Here is an 18,728-nt window from a genome sequence, read left to right as displayed (position 1 = left end):
GTATTTGTTTTTTAGAAAAGTAAAATCTAACAAAGTCGTGCATTAACTCATTGGTTTGTATAGTATAAAAAGCACGCATTATTTGCCGCCAAAGTTAATATGGATGCTAGAAAGCGAAAAAGAGGGATAAGGGCGTCTAGAGAAAAGCTAGAGGCCGCAATGCTAAACGCCGGTTTTGACACTCAAACCGATTTAGCAAAATACATCGCTATAAATGAAGGTATCGACAAACCCCCTAAAGACCTCGTCAATAAAGTATTCAGAGAGCAAGCAGTATCGACCCATAACCTCGCCCGGATTGCTAATGCCTTAGGAATATCTGCACATACTATTTATCTCGCTAGAGATGACAAAGAGTTTGAGGCAGTGGTAGAGGTCCAGCAATCTCAATCGGCTGATGAAAACACGCAACATAATGTGGCTGAATCTAGGACTATCGAGCACGAGTCAGAGATTCAAACCGATAATCATAAGGCCTCAGAATGCCAAGAAACCGAGCCTACGCAGGCCAGTTTCAAACCCAAAGGGCTGATGCATAAATATCTTCATAAGAAGAGTTTCATTTATTTCGCTTTTGTATCGCTATTTGTATTTGCCGCTTATGGATTGTTGAGTTATCAATCGAGCACGTTCGAGAATACCTTGACTAAAATTGAATCGCCCTTAGGTGTGGTCAGACTTATTGTTCAGGCACCTAACAGTATGAAAGTAGCGGCAGATCAACTGATACAACTACTTAACACCCACGAAAGTATTACTGCTGTGCTTGCCAGTTCACCAAACAGCTACGACCTAGATGCTCAGGAAGCGCTTTTGAAGTGGCAAGCGCATGCAGTGTTAAAACTTGCACAAACGGATTATGAAAATTACACACGCATTGAGGCAATGATTAACACCAGTCAAGATCACGCAGTTCTGCATCAATCTACTTTACATCAATCGGAAGTTGCTTTAGGAGCAAGGCCTGCGAATGTTAAAATTGTGCAGCAAGTACTGAAGTTTATTAATGGACAAGCGACCGACACCATCGACTCTGTGTCGGCAGCGTCTCATACCTATTTTGCAAAGGGAAAAAACGCTCTATTTTTAAGTCACTCTGCAGATGCTTATCAAAATGCCATTACACTGTTTGAGCGTGCCATTCTTGTAGATGAGAACGATGCATTGGCGTATGCAGAATTATGTAGGGCCTTTGCAAGATATAGCTGGATACAGAATGAAAGTGAATCACTTGAAAAGGCGGCTGTGTATTGTAATAAGGCAGAGCAACTCTCGCCAGATGTGCCTTCGGTGGCGACTGCAAGAGCCGAATTGCTGATTCATACTGGCGAAGCTCTTAAAGCGGTAAACGCGATCGAAGCTGTAATAATGCCAGACCTAGAAGACGCGGATTCATTATCGACTTGGGCTGGAGCATATTTAGCCTTGTACAATCAATCGTCAAACAGTGAAGATGCAGACAGAGCTGAGGAGCTTGCTTTAAAGGCTTTGCGTTTAGCTCCTCGACATTGGCATGCTATTAACACCTTAGGAAATTTATATTTTGCAAGAGGGGAAACCGGCAAAGCCAAAGAGCAGTTTGCGGCTGCCTCTAAAGTGGTTAAGCACGAAATTATTTTGGCAAACCTTGGCACTTTACAGATGTGTTTTGGTGAATTAGAAAATGCAGTACGGACATATCAAGACGTCATTGATAATTTTCAAAATAACTACATCGGCTATGAGAATTTAGGTTCAGTTTATTTTTATCAAAATCGTTACAAGCAAGCTGCCGAGCAAAAGTTATTAGCTATTCAAAAACAACCAGAAATTGCTATTCATCAAGTATGGGCTAGCTTGGGCGAGGTATACTTGCGGATGGGTTCCGCAGACGAGGCTTTACACTATTATACAGAAGCCCTTGTAGTAACTGAGCGAGACCAACTTATTCAAAATGCGAATGTCAGCATCGATTTCCATAAGTTCTATTACCAAACTAAGATAAAGCAAATCAAACATAACTTTACGATCACCCATGATTTTGTGGACAAAGTAAACGGCTTTTTCAATCAAAAAAATCAGCTAGGCTTAAAAGAGAGAAGCCACCTAGCATGGTTAGCTTATAAAGCCGGCGAAGGTGAAAAAGGGCAAATCCTATGGCAGGAAATATCGCAGGTTTGTTCGATTTATAAGCGGTCGCCAGAGTTACTCGCACAAATTGCCTCGCCAATATAGGCCCCTTTGCTCTCTCAATTTTAAGATGTTCTTAAATTAGCGCCTTTTTTTACCAAGTCACACTGTGTCCATATGAGAGAAGAACTAATATCATTGCCTAGACTACTTTAGAACCATAAGTAAGTCTCTGGTCTACACAATATCGCTATTGTGTATTCGTTAAGTCTTCTGCCAGCATCATTGCAGAAGCTTGTTGAATAACGCTTTCTAACTGCTGTTGACTCATGTTTTCCTCTAATATTGCGGTAACGTAATATGAAGTTGCGCTATTGCCTGACGAGAAACGGTATCTTTATTTGCTTATTACCGTTTATTTTCTTGCGTCAACCAAGCCGAGTTGTATGCTACCATATGTGTCGTTTTTAAAAATAGGCGATGTGTTAAATATTAACTGTCCCTGACAACTAGCGTTTAATTGGACGCGGTAAAGACAGCAACGAGATTATCGACGCTCGTATGCGCCAGGCCGTGTCTGAAATGTCTCATTATCGTGAGTTTGATTATGTGATTGTGAATGACGACTTTCACCTAGCCCTTCGTGATCTCATCAGTATTGTGAACAGCCAGACGCTCACGCTAGGAAATCAAAGTGCGCGACACAGTGAGTTACTCAAACAGTTACTCGCGCCATAAATGACCGACTAGATGCACAAAAAAGGGAATTCGATATGAAAGTGTTAACCAGGTCTCAGCACGGCATGATAACCGGCACTCTTAGAGGGTTTGCCGATTATTACGATATAGAATTGAACCGTTTACAGCTTCTTTTTATTGGCTATTTGCATTCTGAGGTTGGAATTGCCAACTGAGGAGTGAATGAATATACATCCGTTTTGTGCAAAAGATGGTGGATAAGTGCGTTATCTATGGAAAGGTACTGTACCGGTCAGATGGCAGCAGCGTCCAAGATTAACGACATTACTTATGAGCACAATATTCTGAACAAAACGTCATCCTAAACCAGTTTTCAGATTGTCAACTCACATCCAAAAGCAGACATAGCACTTTAATTTCGCAATTCCTCTACTAATAGCCTACCTTCGCATGACATTTTGAATTAACACGTCATACAAAACTTACACAACTCAATATTTAAACAATCTGAGCTAGCCTAAAAGACAACTGTAACCAAGGAGTGGTAAAGATATTTTATTTTTCTTTTACTCCGGTTGGTAACACAGATAATGTTCAAGTATGAATAATGAAAACACCAAATTTCTAGAAACCATGCTATATGTTTAACTAATTTACCAATAGGATAGAAATACAGGCTAAAAGGGGAAGGAGTAACCATATGTTTTCATTTATGCGCAGTTATATGCTGTATGTGTTTTATTGGATATGTATCAAAGAAGCGGAAAGAGAGAACCGAAAACCTTCATCTGCTTCTGGATTCGGAGCTGTCGTTGTCGTTTTTAGTTATATTCCTTTTGGCATTTATGTATTTCTCCTAAACTTATTTCCAGAAAAAACATCTTATGTCTACGGTTATTTAAGGAATCTATTTGGTATATTTTCGAGCCATAAAGGTGAGGTCAGTGTAGGTATGCTTCTGGCCATATTACCTATCTCAATCGCTCTTTGCTACATTGTCTGCTGTTATCGAATCTCTTTCGAGGATATCCCTAAGAGACTAGAAAGGTATCAAGTGCTTAGCGAGTTTAGTTGGTTCAAGGTTCTAATTCCATATTTCATACCAGGAGTGTTTTTTTTGATATATTTGTTGTTTACATGAAGATGGCGTAGACGTTTAGAAAAAAACTGAGCGCAGTTACCTTCAGATATGGATATAACTAAGGCGGCTAGGGTGAGTGGCGACAATTCGGCGGCCGAATTAAGCCTTTAGAAGCCGCTTGTTTTGAATTCCTAATTACGTTGAAACATTTGATTAATAGACGAAAAATAGCCGACTTTCACTCCCATAAGAATACAAATTAGATGTCAATATGGGAAATACGAGGCATCTTGTATTTTAATTTTAGGAAAAATGACGTTTTATTTTATCTATACTCTGAAGCCTAGGCGTTGCCACATTGCACTAAACATGTTGTCGACTTGAGTCTCTAATACAAATCCATTTGATACCCATATAGAAATCTAACGTACCATATCATCACGTTAATAAACTCATCAATTCCATGATGAAAACGATAATGATAAAGAAGATGATGATAAAGGCAATGATAGCACAACGTCACGTCGCTCGGCTGTGCTTCTCGAAAGGCCCCGTGGCAGCGGCTTATGAACTCAAGGTGGACGCGGGAGAGGCGCGACGAGATGAAGCGCAAGTCGCTCTGGCGGCAAAATTCGATGCCCTGCACGAGTCTCTTGCATCGCTCCCACCAGTGCCCGTGCGTACGTACAATCCGACAAAGAGAAGCTGTATAAGCAGCAGTTCACTATTACTTTTGCTGGCGCGCTCCCTAGCATCCGCCCAGTCCTTTCTTCGAAAGAAGTTCCATTTTTGGCTTTTTGGTCCACCACCGCGAGGCATGTACATTCATGGACCGGTAGGGGTAGGAAAAAGCTTTCTAATGGATCTATTTTACGCGTCGGTTGCTGTTCCTGATGATGATTCTTGCTGTAATAATGACAACCACAAACACGCAAAAATTACCAAACGCCGTGTCCACTTTCATGAATTCATGCTAGACGTCCATCATCGAATCTTTGTCTACAAACAGAAGCACCCACGAGGTGATGCGATTCCCGTCGTTGCGCAACAATTGGCACAAGAGGCCCAACTCCTCTGTTTCGATGAATTTCAAGTGACAGAAATCGCCGATGCCATGATTTTGAAACGATTGTTTTCACTATTAATATCGGATTGGAATGTCGTGATGGTGGCCACCTCGAATCGAGCACCCGATACCTTGTATGAGAGAGGCATTAACCGATCCCTCTTTTTGCCATTCATCGACCTATTGAGACAGACGTCCGACATTATTTCCATGGAGGATTCCCAAAACGATTATCGGCTCGAAAATCGAGCAGATGGCCAATCCTATTTTTGGTCAAAAAAAGGAGTTCAAGGCGATAATAAAATTAATCACAACTTCCAGGCTAAGTTGGAAAAAATATTTGGTGGCGCTGTATCTGGCATTGCATCCGGAACTGAGGGCGAGAGCATTCCTGTCCTCTTTGGTCGCACCGTCCAGGTCGCCCGATTGAATGACCGATGCGCCTGGTTTGACTTTTCCGATTTGTGCTACCAACCGCTCGGGGCAGCCGATTATATTTCCCTCTGCCGCCGATTTCCGGTCATCATCATGGAATGCGTTCCTCAACTGGACGCCAATCACCTCAACGAAGCGCGACGCTTCGTTACCCTCATTGACGCATGTTATGAATCTCGCACCCGCTTGGTACTCACGGCACAAGTCCCGCTCGACGAATTGTTTGTCGATTTTGAAGCGCAAGTCGAAAGCAGTGACGGAGATGAAGAATTGATTGTCAATGATAAGGGGGGAAACTCGAGTTCCTTTGCGACGACCATGATTCGCACCAAAGAGGGAAAATATTATGAGTGGTCGGCGACGGGTCTAATTGGCGTGTCACTGGCACAATTATCGGCCGCAAATGACCTCGCCTTTTCCTTTCGGCGAGCCGCGTCCCGGTTGGTAGAAATGGGTGGAAAGGAATGGGGGCGGCAATGACGAGAGATATATACCGTACTTTCTAATTTGGAATGACCGAGGAACAACTGACAAGCCCTAATGTTTTTAGTCTATCTGTAGATCAAAGAAGGTTTGGTTCGACCCTTCTAATCCGATTGAATTTATCCACCCATCGACAATAGGGCTATATTGCCTCTCGAGTCTGCTCAGTAATTTCAAACTGAACAGGCCTACCAATTTTTGTTGAATCCGCTTTTAGAATAGAGAGCGGCTCGCGACGAATAGTCATTCCTAGCGCAATATCTCTCACACGCAAGGTCTGATGTTAAAATTGAAAGTTAGCACGACTACCGCAATCACATTGTTGATGCACTTAAGTAATGGCATAACGGCTCATAAACATTTGTAGCGTTTGCTCTTTGGCATGTTGGCGAACTTGATATGATGGTGCATCATCATTGCACAGCACGGTTGGCCAAAAAAGTGTCCCCTTTAGCAAACTGCCAATTTGCTCTGCGGCATAATCAACGTCGTCAATAGCGAACTTACCATCAGCTATGGCGGCCTTTAGCCAACGATGCAGAGTGGTTTCCTGCGCTCTCATGCGATCCATCTGATCTTTCATCTTGGCAGGAGAATAAAAGAAATGCCCCATTGCTAAGCGTGCGAGTGTAACAAAATCATGGTCGCACATCATGTTTGTCTCGGCTTCAATTAGCAAAGCCAACTGGCTTTCAATCGATTGATTTGGCGTATATTCGACCGATGCTCGCAACATGAACTGCTCCCACATTTCATGCAACAAACTTAATACTAGCGTTTCTTTGCTATCAAAATGGTTATACACCGTTCGCTTTGACACATTTGCTGTTTCAGCTAATTGGTCCATGCTAGTTGCCTGAACGCCTTGTTCTTTAAAGGTCTTCAGTGCTGCATTGAGTATGTCTTCGCGCTTCTGCTGGCTACGCGACTTCTTTACTTCGCTCATGTACTTCCTCCGATTACGTTTAATTTTACACTGCTCAGTTTACTTTACAATTTTTTTGATTATACTACACCGTATAGTTTACATTTTGGTGTTCCGTAAATTTGACACTGAATATCATTGTTATTAAAAAAGCTACTTTAAAAGAGATATCAACGTGCACAAAAACGTCTTCATTCGCACCAGTCTGCTGCTAGCAACCGCACTTTTCATTTCTGCCTGCAGCGACAGTAATTCCGAATCCACTAATGATGAAATCACGCCTGTATTGGTAAAAATGACGCCAGTACAAGCATTGAAAAATGAGCAACATTTTGAGTTTCCTGCAGAAGTTTCTGCGGTAAAAACCGTCGACATGCGTTTTGAGGTATCAGGAAGATTAATTGAAGAAAACCTTCGAGCTGGGAACGAAGTAAATAAAGGTGATGTGCTTGCTAAACTCGATCCAGAACCATTTCAACGGAGAGTGAAGGAGCAGGAGACAAGGTTTACTCAAGCCGATCGAGAATTAAAGAGAGTTCGCCAGTTAATAGAGAAGCAACTTGTTCCCCAATCTGCTTTAGACGATGCGCAAACCGCGTTTGAACTTGCTGAGATTGCGGTCAATAACGCCAAGCAAGATCTTGCCTATACTCAAATTTCAGCGCCATTTAAAGGGCAAATTGCACAACGTATCGTAGACAACAATAGTTACGTACAAGCGGGTGAAGTGATTGCGAGCATACAAGACCGCTCACAGGTGTACTTTAATATTCACGTTCCCGAGCGTTTATTCACGTTGTATGCGAGCCGTGACGGAGCAAAAGTGGAAGGCTCGATTTTAGCCCGACCAACTGACTGGGTAGATCTTTCCTATGTTGAGCATAGTGCTCAGCCAGATCCAGTGACTCAAACTTATAAAGTGGTCTTTAGCAAGTCAGCCGACCCTAGCAACCTAATCACGCCAGGTGCGCGAGCAAAAGTAAAAGTCCACTTAGATCAAGAAGGCAGCACTGATCAACTTATCATTCCCTACACTGCCTTACTGGCTGAACAAGATGACTTCTTTGTGTGGCGCTACAATCAAGAAACAAAGCAAGTCAACAAAGTAGCGGTTTCTGTTGTGAGTGTGCGCGGTGACTATGCCGGAATTGAAGGTGAACTATCTGAGGGAAACAAGGTTGTGTCTGCCGGTGTCAGTAAAATGCGTGAAGGCTTGCGCGTCTCAGAATACGTGGCGGAGTAAGCTTCATGGATATCGCAAAGTACGCTTTACGCTTCCCTGTTAATATCTGGCTGATTGTCGTTATTTGCTTGCTCGGTGGGCTTATTGCACTGAGCAATATTGGGCGACTAGAAGACCCCAGTTTCACTATCAAGCAAGTAAAAGTGATTACCTCTTTTCCAGGTGCAAGCGCAAAACAAGTCGAAGATGAAGTTACCGAATTACTCGAAACGACTATCCAACAAATGCCGCAACTATATCGCTTGAGTTCAGTATCCAGTCCGGGTACCTCAGATATCACAGTAGAGGTGCAGCCAAACTTTGATGGTGGTGAACTGCCACAAATATGGGATGAATTGCGCAAACGCCTGCGAGACGTTCAGAGCCAATTGCCACCAGGAGCACAAGACCCGGTTGTTTTTGATGACTTTGGTGAGGTGTTTGGACTTTATTACGCATTGACTGCCCCTGACTTTAGCGCCACTGAATTGCGGCACTTTGCTAAACAAATTCGCCGCGAGCTGTTGATGATTGACGGTGTTGCAAAAGTGCAAGTGAGTGGTGTGCGAGAAGAGCAAATTACCGTTTATATCGATACAAACCGCTTAGCGAGCTTGGGCTTGAGCTTTCCACAAATATCTCAATTGTTAACGGAAAACATCCGACCATTTAACGGCGGTAGAGTACAATTAAATGGCAAAAAATTACGAGTGCTTGTGGATCAACCCTCCAGCCAGATCGAGGCTATTGAAAACCTGAGTCTTGTATTGGCAGGGACATCGCAGTCAATCAAGGTAAAAGATATCGCGACCTTAGCAGTTGAGCCAGCCGATATTCAAACAAACTATCTGCGTCACCAAGGTAATGAGGCAATCACCTTGGCTGTCTCTGCGCAAGACGGCGTTAATATCGTTGATGTCGGCCAACGAGTCAGACAGAAAATTGAGCTTATCCTCAGTAAGTTGCCGACAGGTATCGAGCTAGATGCGATTTATGATCAAGCAAAAATTGTTGATGAGTCGGTCGATGGATTCATTTTAAACTTAGTCATGTCAGTGGTTGTTGTGGTCCTAACTCTCTGGCTATTTATGGGTTGGCGTTCAGCACTCGTCGTAGGCACTACGCTAGTGGTCACGGTAATGGGAACCGTACTGATCATGTGGCTAATGGATTTAAGATTGCAGCGTATATCACTAGGCGCAATGGTCATTGCAATGGGTATGTTAGTTGACAATGCGATAGTGGTAGCCGAAGGCATGATGATGCAAATGAAGCAAGGCGCAAAACCACAACCTGCAGCAAGCTTTATTGTTAAAAGAACACAATGGCCTTTGCTTGGTGCAACCGTCATTGGCATAGCGGCATTTTCAGGTATTGGATTGTCGGATGACGCCACCGGCGAATTCTTATATTCACTTTTCGCCGTAGTGTTGATATCACTTATGCTCAGTTGGGTAATGGCAATTACCTTGGTACCGACGCTTGGCAAATTGGTTTTCAAAACAACACCTACGTCAGATCAGAACCAAAATGGCTCTCGTTTTCAAGACGGTTTCATATCAATTTTAAGAGGCTTCTTGCGTCATCGATGGCTAACGCTTTTTGGATTGTTATGCATCACTCTCGTTGCATTTATGAGTTTTGGCTTTGTGAAACAAGGCTTTTTTCCGCCATCCAATGCACCTTTGTTTTATATCCACTATTGGGGACAACAAAACGAAGATATTCGCAGCACTGAAAGCATCATGAAAAAAGTGGAACAGGAAGTGCTTTCTGAGCAAGGAGTGAAATCAATCACTAGTTTTATTGGCCGTGGTGCAGATAGATTTACCCTCACCTATGCGCCAGAGCCTGCCAATGAGAGCTACGCCATGATGCTGGTTCGGGCCAACGATAAAGATGAGATTGATACTATCATTGCTGATATGAAAGCTGCCCTTCCACAAGTGAGTCCTGACGCCAGTTTTTATTTTCAGCGCGTACAATTTGGCCCGGGCAGTGGCGCAAAAATCGGCATACGTTTCTCAGGCAATAACGGAGATGTACTCCGAGAACTCGCCAACAATGCAGTTGAAATCCTAGAAGCTGATGGTCAAATTCAAGAGGTTCGTCATAACTGGCGTGAGTTGGGTTTGAGTTTGAATACCCAATTTGATGACATTAACGCAGGTATTGCGGGCGTGAGTCGCGCTGATTTTCGTGACACCATCGAATACGCAACCACAGGTTTACAGCTTGGTAAGCTATACGATGAAGATTACGCTTACCCTATTCGTGCTAAAATGGCGAATGCTCAGCAGGACCCATTAGATGCGATTCGTAACAGCCAAGTTTGGAGCTCTCAACAAAGCCGATATGTCCCATTTCGACAAGTATCTAAAGGCATTGAGTTAGAATCCGAAGAAGTACAAATCCATCGTCGCGACCGTGTCCCAACCATCACTATTTGGGCTGAGCCAGGCAGTGATGAGACCGCTGCAGACGCCTTAGCAAGAATATGGCAGCCCATTCAAGACATGCAATTACCCGATGGTTATAAGCTAGAGTGGGGCGGCGAGTATGAAAGTTCGGCAGACGCCCAGCAAGCGCTAGGTAAAGGCTTACCGGCAGGATTTTTAGTCATGTTCATCATATCGGTACTGCTATTTGGCAGAGCCAGACAGCCCCTCATTATCTGGGCCATTGTACCTATGGCAACTGTCGGTGTTGTTTCAGGTTTATTGTTAACTGACATGCCATTTGGCTTTATGTCGCTGCTCGGCTTTTTAAGTTTATTTGGCATGTTAATCAAGAATGCCATCGTTTTACTGGAAGAAATTGACTTACAAATCGAAGAAGATAAGCCCATTAAAGATGCCATTCTTGAGGCCTCAGCAAGTCGATTGCGACCTGTTACCTTGGCGGCCATTACGACCATATTAGGCATGGCTCCTCTGTTGTCTGATGCATTTTTCGCAGACATGTCTGTGACTATCATGGGTGGTTTGGCTTTTGCTACAGTATTAACGCTCATTGCTGTTCCTGTGATGTATAGTTTGCTGTATCGAGTGTCATTCAGAAAATAGCTCCGATGTTACGATCTTATTTCGACTTCAAAAAATAGTATTTGGGAGTGAATATTTAGGTTAGGAGCGCTACTGAATCGCGACGTGAGCATATCGACCGACCGCTTTCTGCCTCGAAGGAGCCGTTTGCCAACCAGTGCTGGGTTCATCGATAAAAGTAAGAAAATGCAATTTCCAACCTCACAATGTAAAAAGCCATTTCTTTCCGATTAAGACAATGTGGTAGCAATCGATACGAAAGGACTTCATACTGACAAACAAACGCACAGGAGGGGCAAAAGCATTGCGCAAATTACTCATTTTTGGAAATTCTGGTTGCGGAAAGTCAACAATGGCCAAGCACCTTGCCCAAAAGCATCAGCTTACCCATTTTGATCTCGATACCATTGCATGGCTTCCCACTGAACCACCCTCGCGCGCGCCTCTAGACTCATGCCGGCAACAACTAGAGGCTTTTACGCATGCCAATAAAGATTGGGTGATTGAAGGGTGCTATGCCGACTTACTCGCACTGTTGGCGGGTCACGCCAACGAGATGGTTTTTTTAAATATACCCGTTCAACAATGCGTCGATAACGCTAAGGCAAGACCATGGGAGCCACATAAATATCCGTCGAAGGCTGCGCAAGATGAGAATTTAGAGATGCTAATTTCTTGGATAAGCGAATATCCTCATCGAGATGATGAGTTATCATTCGCCGCTCACCAAAAGCTGTTTGATATGTTTGATGGTCATAAGCACATGCTCACCGAAAATCAGCCCTTTGAATAAACTTAAAAGTAAGCAGTCTTTGTGTAGCAAAATTTCGTACACAAAGACATCAATGTTAAACTCGAAAATAAAAATAAGAGGATGTAAAAGATGAGCGCAACGATATTAGGTTTAGCTGGCTATATTGCTTGGTTAATGGTTTTGTTACTTTCCTTGGCCTTATATAGAGGTGTGTTCAATCAATCGCAAAAGCGCACGTCTTTGGTTTTTAAAGCCGATGGAAGTGACGTAGATGAGTTGGGACAACGCTTAACTCGCGCCCACTTAAATACGGTAGAAAGCTTTCCATTTGTTTGCGGTGTGCTGTTACTCGCATTGGCCACGGATTCTACCGCTATTACAAACGGACTGGTTTATATAGTATTAGGTGCACGGATTATTCAATCTCTTATTCACATTGCTTCAATTAGTAACGCGGCTATTTATGCCCGTTTTGTATTTTTCTTAATACAGTTTGGTATCAGCGCCTACTGGCTGTTTATGATTGTTACGAAATTCATCTAGGGAGCAGATTGATATGCCGATGTATGCCGATGTTTCGCCATGCGACTACGCAGATGCAGTTGGAAGAGAAAGTTTTGTTGATTATGTAATCAAACCGCTTTATCCAAATATAAAACGTATCGCTGGACCTGCATTCACGGTTTACTGTCCGCCTGGTGACCATTTGATGCTACATGCTGCAATTTATCGTGCAAACCCAGGGGATATCATAGTTGCCCAAGCCGACGATAGTTATGCACTAGCCGGCGGTAATGTATGCGCTATTGCGCAAAAGCGCGGTATAGCGGGTTTTGTCATCGATGGCACTATCAGAGACCTAGCCGAAGTACGAGAGATGCAGTTCCCTGTATTTGCCCGTGGCGTGATCCCAAAGCCAGGCAAAAAGGCCCATGTTACTGAGCTAGGTCAGAGTATATTGTGCGGCGGGGCAACCGTAAATCAAGGTGACATTGTTGTGGCGGATGAGGAGGGAATAGTCATCCTGGGCAAAGATAAAGCCCAAGCGTGCTTTGAGATTGCAAAGGCCAGAGCACAAAAAGATGCTGCAATGAGCATTGAACAATGGCAGGAGCAGCATCGTAAAACCGTTGAGAGTAAATTAGCCGCGCTTGGTTTTATCGATAAATAGGTGCTCAAGGCACTGAAGCTAAGGGTATGGCCCCAACACATTTTCTTTTTATTTCATACTGAGTATACATGTTTTCATTTTTTGAAAAGTTAACGCAACCGTTTCCGTTAGAAGCACCAAAACAACCGCCAAAAACGCTATTTGCATTTTGTCGCTACTTCTCCAAAGGCATGTGGCCGGTGCTGATTATGGCATCGATTTTAAGCGCCTTAGTGGCGATTTTAGAAGTCTCTCTATTTGGCTTTATGGGGCAACTGGTTGACTGGTTTGCAACACGCGACCCAGCAACATTTATTCAGGAAGAAAAGTGGAGCTTAATTGGTATGAGCGCGCTGGTGCTGCTGATACTTCCTGCATTTGTCATCCTTGAATCTTTATTGACCCACCAGTCGGTCTTGGGTAATTACCCTATGCGCATCAGATGGATGGCGCATCGTTACTTGCTGGGGCAAAGTCTTTCTTTTTATCAGGATGAATTTGCCGGTCGTGTCGCCACTAAAGTAATGCAAACTGCGCTGTCGGTGCGTGAAACGGTGACAAAGATTCTTAATCTGTTTGTATATGTCAGCGTTTATTTCATTTCGGTTGTTGTGCTGGTGTTCACCACCGACTGGCGCTTAGCCATGCCGCTTATTGTATGGCTGGCGGCGTACGTGATTATTCTTCGGGTGTTCTTACCGCGTTTGAAGCGTGTTTCGCAAAAGCAAGCCGACGCGCGCTCAGTGATGACCGGGCGTATTGTCGATAGCTATACCAACATTATGACCGTTAAGCTGTTTAGCCATCACAAGCGTGAAGAGCATTATGCAAAAGAGGGGATGGATGGTTTCTTGCAAACCGTGTACCCACAAATGCGTTTAGTCACGTTATTGCAAGCCTGTGTATGGAGCATTAATTCATTATTGGTATTTAGTATCGCAGGGCTTTCAGTATTGTTATGGACCGATGGCGCCGTCACTGGCGGCGCTATTGCCATTGCAGTGAGTTTAAGTTTGCGTTTAAACGGCATGTCGCAATGGATCATGTGGGAAGTGTCCTCGCTTTTTGAAAATATAGGAACGGTTCAAGATGGCATGGATACTCTCGCGATCCCCGCCGAGATAAAAGATAAAGACAATGCTAATGACCTTGTTATTGATGGTGGACGCATCGATTTTGAAGGGGTTAATTTTGCTTATGCAGGAAAGAGTGAGAACACCATTGAAGTGTTCAAGGATTTGTCTATTGCCGTCAAGCCCGGCGAAAAGGTAGGGTTGGTCGGGCGTTCTGGCGCAGGCAAATCTACGCTCGTTAATCTGCTGCTTAGATTTTACGATATTCAAAGTGGACGCATCAGCATAGACAATCAGGGGATTGATGAAATATCTCAAGAAAGCCTGCGCGCACAAATTAGCATGGTCACTCAAGATACCTCTTTAATGCATCGCTCGGTGCGTGACAATATTTTATATGGCCGCATGGATGCCACCGAAGAGCAGATGATTACCGCTGCAAAACAGGCTGAGGCCCATGACTTCATACTTTCATTAAGCGATGCAAAAGGGCGAACGGGCTACGATGCGCATGTTGGCGAGCGCGGCGTCAAACTATCCGGCGGTCAGCGTCAGCGTATCGCGATAGCCAGGGTTATGTTGAAAGATGCGCCCATTTTAATCTTGGATGAAGCAACATCAGCGCTCGACTCTGAGGTAGAAGCCGCCATTCAGGAATGCTTGATTAAGATCATGCAGGAAAAAACCGTTGTCGCAATTGCTCATCGCTTATCGACCATCGCGCAAATGGACCGACTGTTAGTGCTCGATAATGGCAAGGTCGTAGAATCCGGTTCCCATGCAGAATTGCTAGAACTAGGCGGGATATATGCCAAATTGTGGGCGCATCAAACAGGTGGTTTCATTGGTGTTGAATAACGGTTTAATAGCATCGGCTCAGACTTGAGCTTAAGTCTTTGATTGAAGGGCACAACCACTGCGTATAGTTGACAAAGTGCTATACTTTATTGTGTGATGTTACATTTTTATTCATTGATAACATGAGTTAAAGATTTAATCGTTATGCACATTTTAGTCAGACGAGAGTAAAACCAAGTAAATGGTATGTTGCTGCTTAATCTGTTTAAGCCGCGTCATTTGCATCTCCTATTTAATTGCATGAGCAATAAATTTTTGAATACTGTCAGTGACTTGTGGCAATGCAAACGCCGGTGTAATAAATTTTGGCGGAACTAAGTAGCCCTTGTTGACCAAATTATTTATAACGGGCAAATATTCAGAGGCGGTCTTGCCGCACAATAAATTATGGAAGCAATCGCTGGTTTCATAGGCGTTGAGCATGTCATGAAAGCCTCGTAAATACACATAGTCTTTGGTAAAACCGCCCCCGCGATACACGCGAGCGGTGATTGAAAAGGCTTGTTCATCGCTGGCGGAAAACTCCTCTTTCAGATACAAGAAACTTGCGCGAAAGTTCTTTTCTTTAATCATTGAGTTAACCGCCATCACTCTTAGCGCTAAGTTTCGTAAGCGCCCCACAGTTAAACATCCGGCCATGTATTCACTGAGTATGGCTAAGCCTTCTTGAGTCTTGGTGTTGGCCGGGCATCCTAATGACAGAATGCGCAATGGCTGATTGCGTCCGTTGAGCGTTGTCGCTAAGTGCACGCCAAGTTCATGATGGGCGAGGGCGGTCATGTCTATTTTGTTGACCTTAGCTTGGGCGTTGATTTTAATAGTAGTGCCAGACGCTAGGGCGTTGGCAATCATGTTTTCATCGAGTCTGATGTTGTGCTCGTAGCCTTGCGCGATGGCAAATTCTTTTAAGTAGGTTTCAATTGCACTGGCGTTGTAGAAGGTTTCGTCAGGCTGTTTTTCAGTAGGCAGATGCAGCACAAAAGCTGCGTTTCTTAGGTCTTTTTCAGAGGGTTCGCCATAGTAGCGAAATGAATCATATAAAAAGTCGTTTGAGCCAATGGACACCACTTGGTCTACTTTATCAATGTAGGAATTTATGACGCCGGTATAGAGGGTGATGAGGTCGTCGTCTTGCAGCGATTCTATCGGTAAACTAAACAGTCGTCGCTTTAAAGCAAATGCATCTAAGGTGTTTTGCTTGTATACAAATCTTGGCGAGTGAGAGTACTTGCTCTCAAAAAATACGGCTTTTTGCTCTTTATAATTGAGCGGCGATATTGCATCGAGTATTTCTATGCCGCTCACAAGCCCATGCAATGCATTGTCTAAGGATAAAATATCTTTGTTTATTTCCACAAGGCGTTAATCGGTGTTGAATGTAAAGCACGTTGATAACATGGAATAAGCGGCCTCACAAGTGAAATGGTCAGCAGAAGTGAAAGCATGATGTCATCAGTTAAGAATCACCATACATGGACAAAGCTAAAAGCCTAGAAGTCTCTCAGGTCCTCAATATAAAGGGAGCGACTTCAATATAGTTAATCCAGCTTAGCTTTCATTTTATCAAACACGGTTTTCATGTTGCTGTCGTTTTTGTCTAGCACCACTTGTTGAAACATCTTATTGGCCGCATCTGCTTGGCTGTTTGCTAGTAATAAACCACTTAGTCGGAGTTTTGCCCATTGGATGGATGGTAAGCCGCTAGTATCTAGCGCTCCCACAACTTCGGTATTTTGAATCGTTTCCATATATTGGCGCATATGCGTCACCCCTTCATCAAGCATAACGTTTCCGACCAAGGCTGAGCGCCCTATTTGATAGTGTGCATTTAGTTGGCGATACAAGGCTTCATCAAAGCGCTGCATAACGCTTTGCTCATCATTGATGGGGCGCACAAGTTGTATATCGGTGACTTGTTTGTAAAATTCGATAGCTTCTATGTAGTTTTCACTGTGAACCGCGTTTGTCGCTAGGGCATTTAAAATATTAATGTTTTTAGGGAAGTCTTGATTTGCTGCTAACAAGACTTCTTTGGCGAGCCCAGGGTTGTCAAAGCTGCGATGATACCAAGCAAGGTTAATTACTCCTTCAATTGGGTCCAGTGCTTGAATCATTTGCACCTGCTTGAGGGCTTCGTCTCGGTCACCACCAGCAATGCTAGGGGCATTAATATGAAAACTTAATAATGCTATGCGATATTCAGTCTTATTGGGCGCTAGACTGACGGCTTTGTTTAGGCTCGCAAGCGCCTGTTTTGCATAGCCAAAGGCGCTGAAGATGGAATCACTCGCCTGTTGCCCCATGATGCTAGCATGAACAAGATACACATCGGGATCGTTCGGGAAACGCGCAATAGCTCGCTGCGCCGCTTCTTCGGCCTCGTCTAAGTCATCAGTGGAAAGGCTATACGTTAAAAAGCGATAGTGCTCTTGAGTTCGCTGAGACTCAGGAATGCTTTCAATGGCTTTAATTACATCTGAAAATTGTTGCTGTTGGAATAAACCTTCAATCGCTTTCAGGCTTAACGTTGCGGATAAAGGCTGCCCCTGCTGCGCCAAGGTATTGAAAGGCAGATACAAAACTACCATCAAAAAGGTGACCGAGATAATACTGCGCATGGTGCTTTCAAAAAGTGTCATAGAGCGTTGCTTGTATGTTTCTAATGGACATCAGTATGCCATGATGATTAGCAATTAATATAGGCCAGAAGTCATATACTCGTATTGGCGTTAATTACTTTTTGCCGTAAGCCCCCCAAACTTTATTTATCATTACGTAAAAATCTTGCTGAGTAAACCGGTATGCTTTTTCAGTATCTACCCGGTGCACAATTACTACATTTGAATGCGGATAAACACCAAGAAAATGAACGCCGTTGCCGGTGTGATAAAACGCCCGATGCTCTCTTGTTTCGGTTTCCATCAAAACAAACCACATCATCCCATAAGCAATCCCATATTTAGGGTTAAACACTGAATAAGGCTGCGTACTTTGCTCAATCCACTGTGATGGTATGATCTGCTCTTGTGCCCATTTGCCTTTGTTTAGATACAGCTGTCCAAACTTGGCTAAATCAAGAGCAGACATTCGAAAGTGATAAGCAGGAAACTGTGATTTGCTGGTCTCATATTGGTAAAAACCATCGGTAGTAGGGATTTTTGCATTATCGTCCTCACCATCAATTCTTGTGTATTGACCTTGGTATTGAGCCATGCCAAGCGGGAGCGCGATATCTTCTAAAAACAAGGTGAAGACCGATTTCCCCGTTTTTTGCTCTAACAAGGCGCCAAGCACATTGAAATCCCAGTTGTTATAAAAATAATGTTTACCAGGTAGGTGCGTTTCTCGAACCGGACGATTTTGAATCATACCAAGGGAATTTGCAGCGGCGTTATGATATACCCCAGAACGAGATTTTAATAAATCGGAGACGCTCGCTGAGAGCTCTTGTTCCGAAAGCGCAGGTGCAATATCGTTGATATTATTTTGTGCCAAGGTGCTGTCCACATCAATTACGCCAGCGGCAATGTATTTACCGTAAAGTGCGCTGATAAGAGGCTTGCGCATAGAGTGAATGACGTGTCTTTTTTCTACGCTACCCCATCGGAACACTTCTTCGCCATCTTTTAATATGAGCATAGACGATGAGCCAGCGTCAGCTAAAAAGGCTTCGAGTGCTACTAACCCACTGTCTGAAAACCCTTCTTTGGATGGAGACTCTTGCTCTTGAGCGGGTGTCGGAGGCTGAGTGCTTTGGACACTTGCTGTGAAAATCAAAATCATCATCAGCCACGCACTAAAAACAAGGAATATAGGTTTCAATTAACCT

The 18,728-nt window shown here is 43.7% G+C and carries 14 protein-coding genes; 10 read left to right on the top strand and 4 right to left on the bottom strand.

Translation table 11 applies throughout. The features are described 5' to 3' along the window. Positions 1–99 precede the first annotated feature (99 nt). The 4 genes from KJ365_RS09830 (at position 100) to zapE (ending at position 5,870) form a co-directional block, all read left to right on the top strand. Entirely contained in the window at positions 100–2,214 is a 2,115-nt protein-coding gene (locus KJ365_RS09830; RefSeq protein ID WP_214451487.1) for a tetratricopeptide repeat protein, read from the top strand. A gap of 414 nt (positions 2,215–2,628) precedes the next feature. Then, positions 2,629–2,847, top strand: a complete 219-nt coding sequence (locus tag KJ365_RS09825) for a nucleoside/nucleotide kinase family protein (RefSeq protein ID WP_352109381.1) — start codon at positions 2,629–2,631, stop codon at positions 2,845–2,847. Positions 2,848–2,882: 35 nt separating this feature from the next. Continuing rightward, entirely contained in the window at positions 2,883–3,023 is a 141-nt protein-coding gene (locus KJ365_RS09820) for a PspC domain-containing protein (RefSeq protein WP_214451485.1), read from the top strand. 1,344 nt (positions 3,024–4,367) lie between these two features. Further along, positions 4,368–5,870: a cell division protein ZapE gene (zapE, locus tag KJ365_RS09815; RefSeq protein WP_250884146.1), complete on the top strand. Its 1,503-nt coding sequence runs from the start codon at positions 4,368–4,370 to the stop codon at positions 5,868–5,870. A gap of 334 nt (positions 5,871–6,204) precedes the next feature. Here the strand turns inward: zapE and KJ365_RS09810 are convergent, their stop codons facing one another. Next, positions 6,205–6,819, bottom strand: a complete 615-nt coding sequence (locus KJ365_RS09810) for a TetR/AcrR family transcriptional regulator (protein WP_214451484.1) — start codon at positions 6,817–6,819, stop codon at positions 6,205–6,207. Between the two features lie 154 nt (positions 6,820–6,973). Between KJ365_RS09810 and KJ365_RS09805 the strand changes: the two genes are divergently transcribed. The 6 genes from KJ365_RS09805 (at position 6,974) to KJ365_RS09780 (ending at position 14,899) form a co-directional block, all read left to right on the top strand. Beyond that, positions 6,974–8,041, top strand: coding sequence for an efflux RND transporter periplasmic adaptor subunit (locus KJ365_RS09805; RefSeq protein WP_214451483.1), 1,068 nt, complete (start codon positions 6,974–6,976; stop codon positions 8,039–8,041). A gap of 5 nt (positions 8,042–8,046) precedes the next feature. Continuing rightward, positions 8,047–11,085, top strand: a complete 3,039-nt coding sequence (locus tag KJ365_RS09800; protein ID WP_214451482.1) for an efflux RND transporter permease subunit — start codon at positions 8,047–8,049, stop codon at positions 11,083–11,085. Positions 11,086–11,368: 283 nt separating this feature from the next. Further along, positions 11,369–11,857 (top strand): P-loop NTPase family protein, encoded by a 489-nt coding sequence (locus KJ365_RS09795; protein WP_214451481.1) that lies wholly within the window; start codon positions 11,369–11,371, stop codon positions 11,855–11,857. 90 nt (positions 11,858–11,947) lie between these two features. Further along, entirely contained in the window at positions 11,948–12,361 is a 414-nt protein-coding gene (locus KJ365_RS09790) for an MAPEG family protein (protein ID WP_214451480.1), read from the top strand. A gap of 13 nt (positions 12,362–12,374) precedes the next feature. Beyond that, complete coding sequence (locus KJ365_RS09785; protein ID WP_214451479.1) at positions 12,375–12,989, top strand: RraA family protein; 615 nt, start codon at positions 12,375–12,377, stop codon at positions 12,987–12,989. 68 nt (positions 12,990–13,057) lie between these two features. Next, entirely contained in the window at positions 13,058–14,899 is a 1,842-nt protein-coding gene (locus tag KJ365_RS09780; RefSeq protein WP_214451478.1) for an ABC transporter ATP-binding protein, read from the top strand. A 228-nt stretch (positions 14,900–15,127) separates the two neighbouring features. Here KJ365_RS09780 and KJ365_RS09775 read toward each other — a convergent pair whose 3' ends face one another. The 3 genes from KJ365_RS09775 to KJ365_RS09765 form a co-directional block, all read right to left on the bottom strand. Continuing rightward, the gene (locus tag KJ365_RS09775) at positions 15,128–16,255 is read right to left on the bottom strand and encodes a flavohemoglobin expression-modulating QEGLA motif protein (RefSeq protein ID WP_214451477.1); all 1,128 of its coding nucleotides are present in this window, start codon (positions 16,253–16,255) and stop codon (positions 15,128–15,130) included. 182 nt (positions 16,256–16,437) lie between these two features. Beyond that, positions 16,438–17,538, bottom strand: coding sequence for a tetratricopeptide repeat protein (locus KJ365_RS09770; RefSeq protein ID WP_214451476.1), 1,101 nt, complete (start codon positions 17,536–17,538; stop codon positions 16,438–16,440). A 94-nt stretch (positions 17,539–17,632) separates the two neighbouring features. Then, the gene (locus tag KJ365_RS09765; RefSeq protein ID WP_214451475.1) at positions 17,633–18,721 is read right to left on the bottom strand and encodes a serine hydrolase domain-containing protein; all 1,089 of its coding nucleotides are present in this window, start codon (positions 18,719–18,721) and stop codon (positions 17,633–17,635) included. Between the last annotated feature and the right edge of the window lie 7 nt (positions 18,722–18,728).

Origin of the sequence: Glaciecola sp. XM2, from assembly GCF_018595715.1 — a bacterium.
In the GTDB taxonomy this organism is placed as follows: Bacteria; Pseudomonadota; Gammaproteobacteria; order Enterobacterales; family Alteromonadaceae; genus Glaciecola.
The sequence above is the reverse complement of the archived record's forward strand: the minus strand, read 5'-3'. Positions and strand labels throughout refer to the sequence as shown.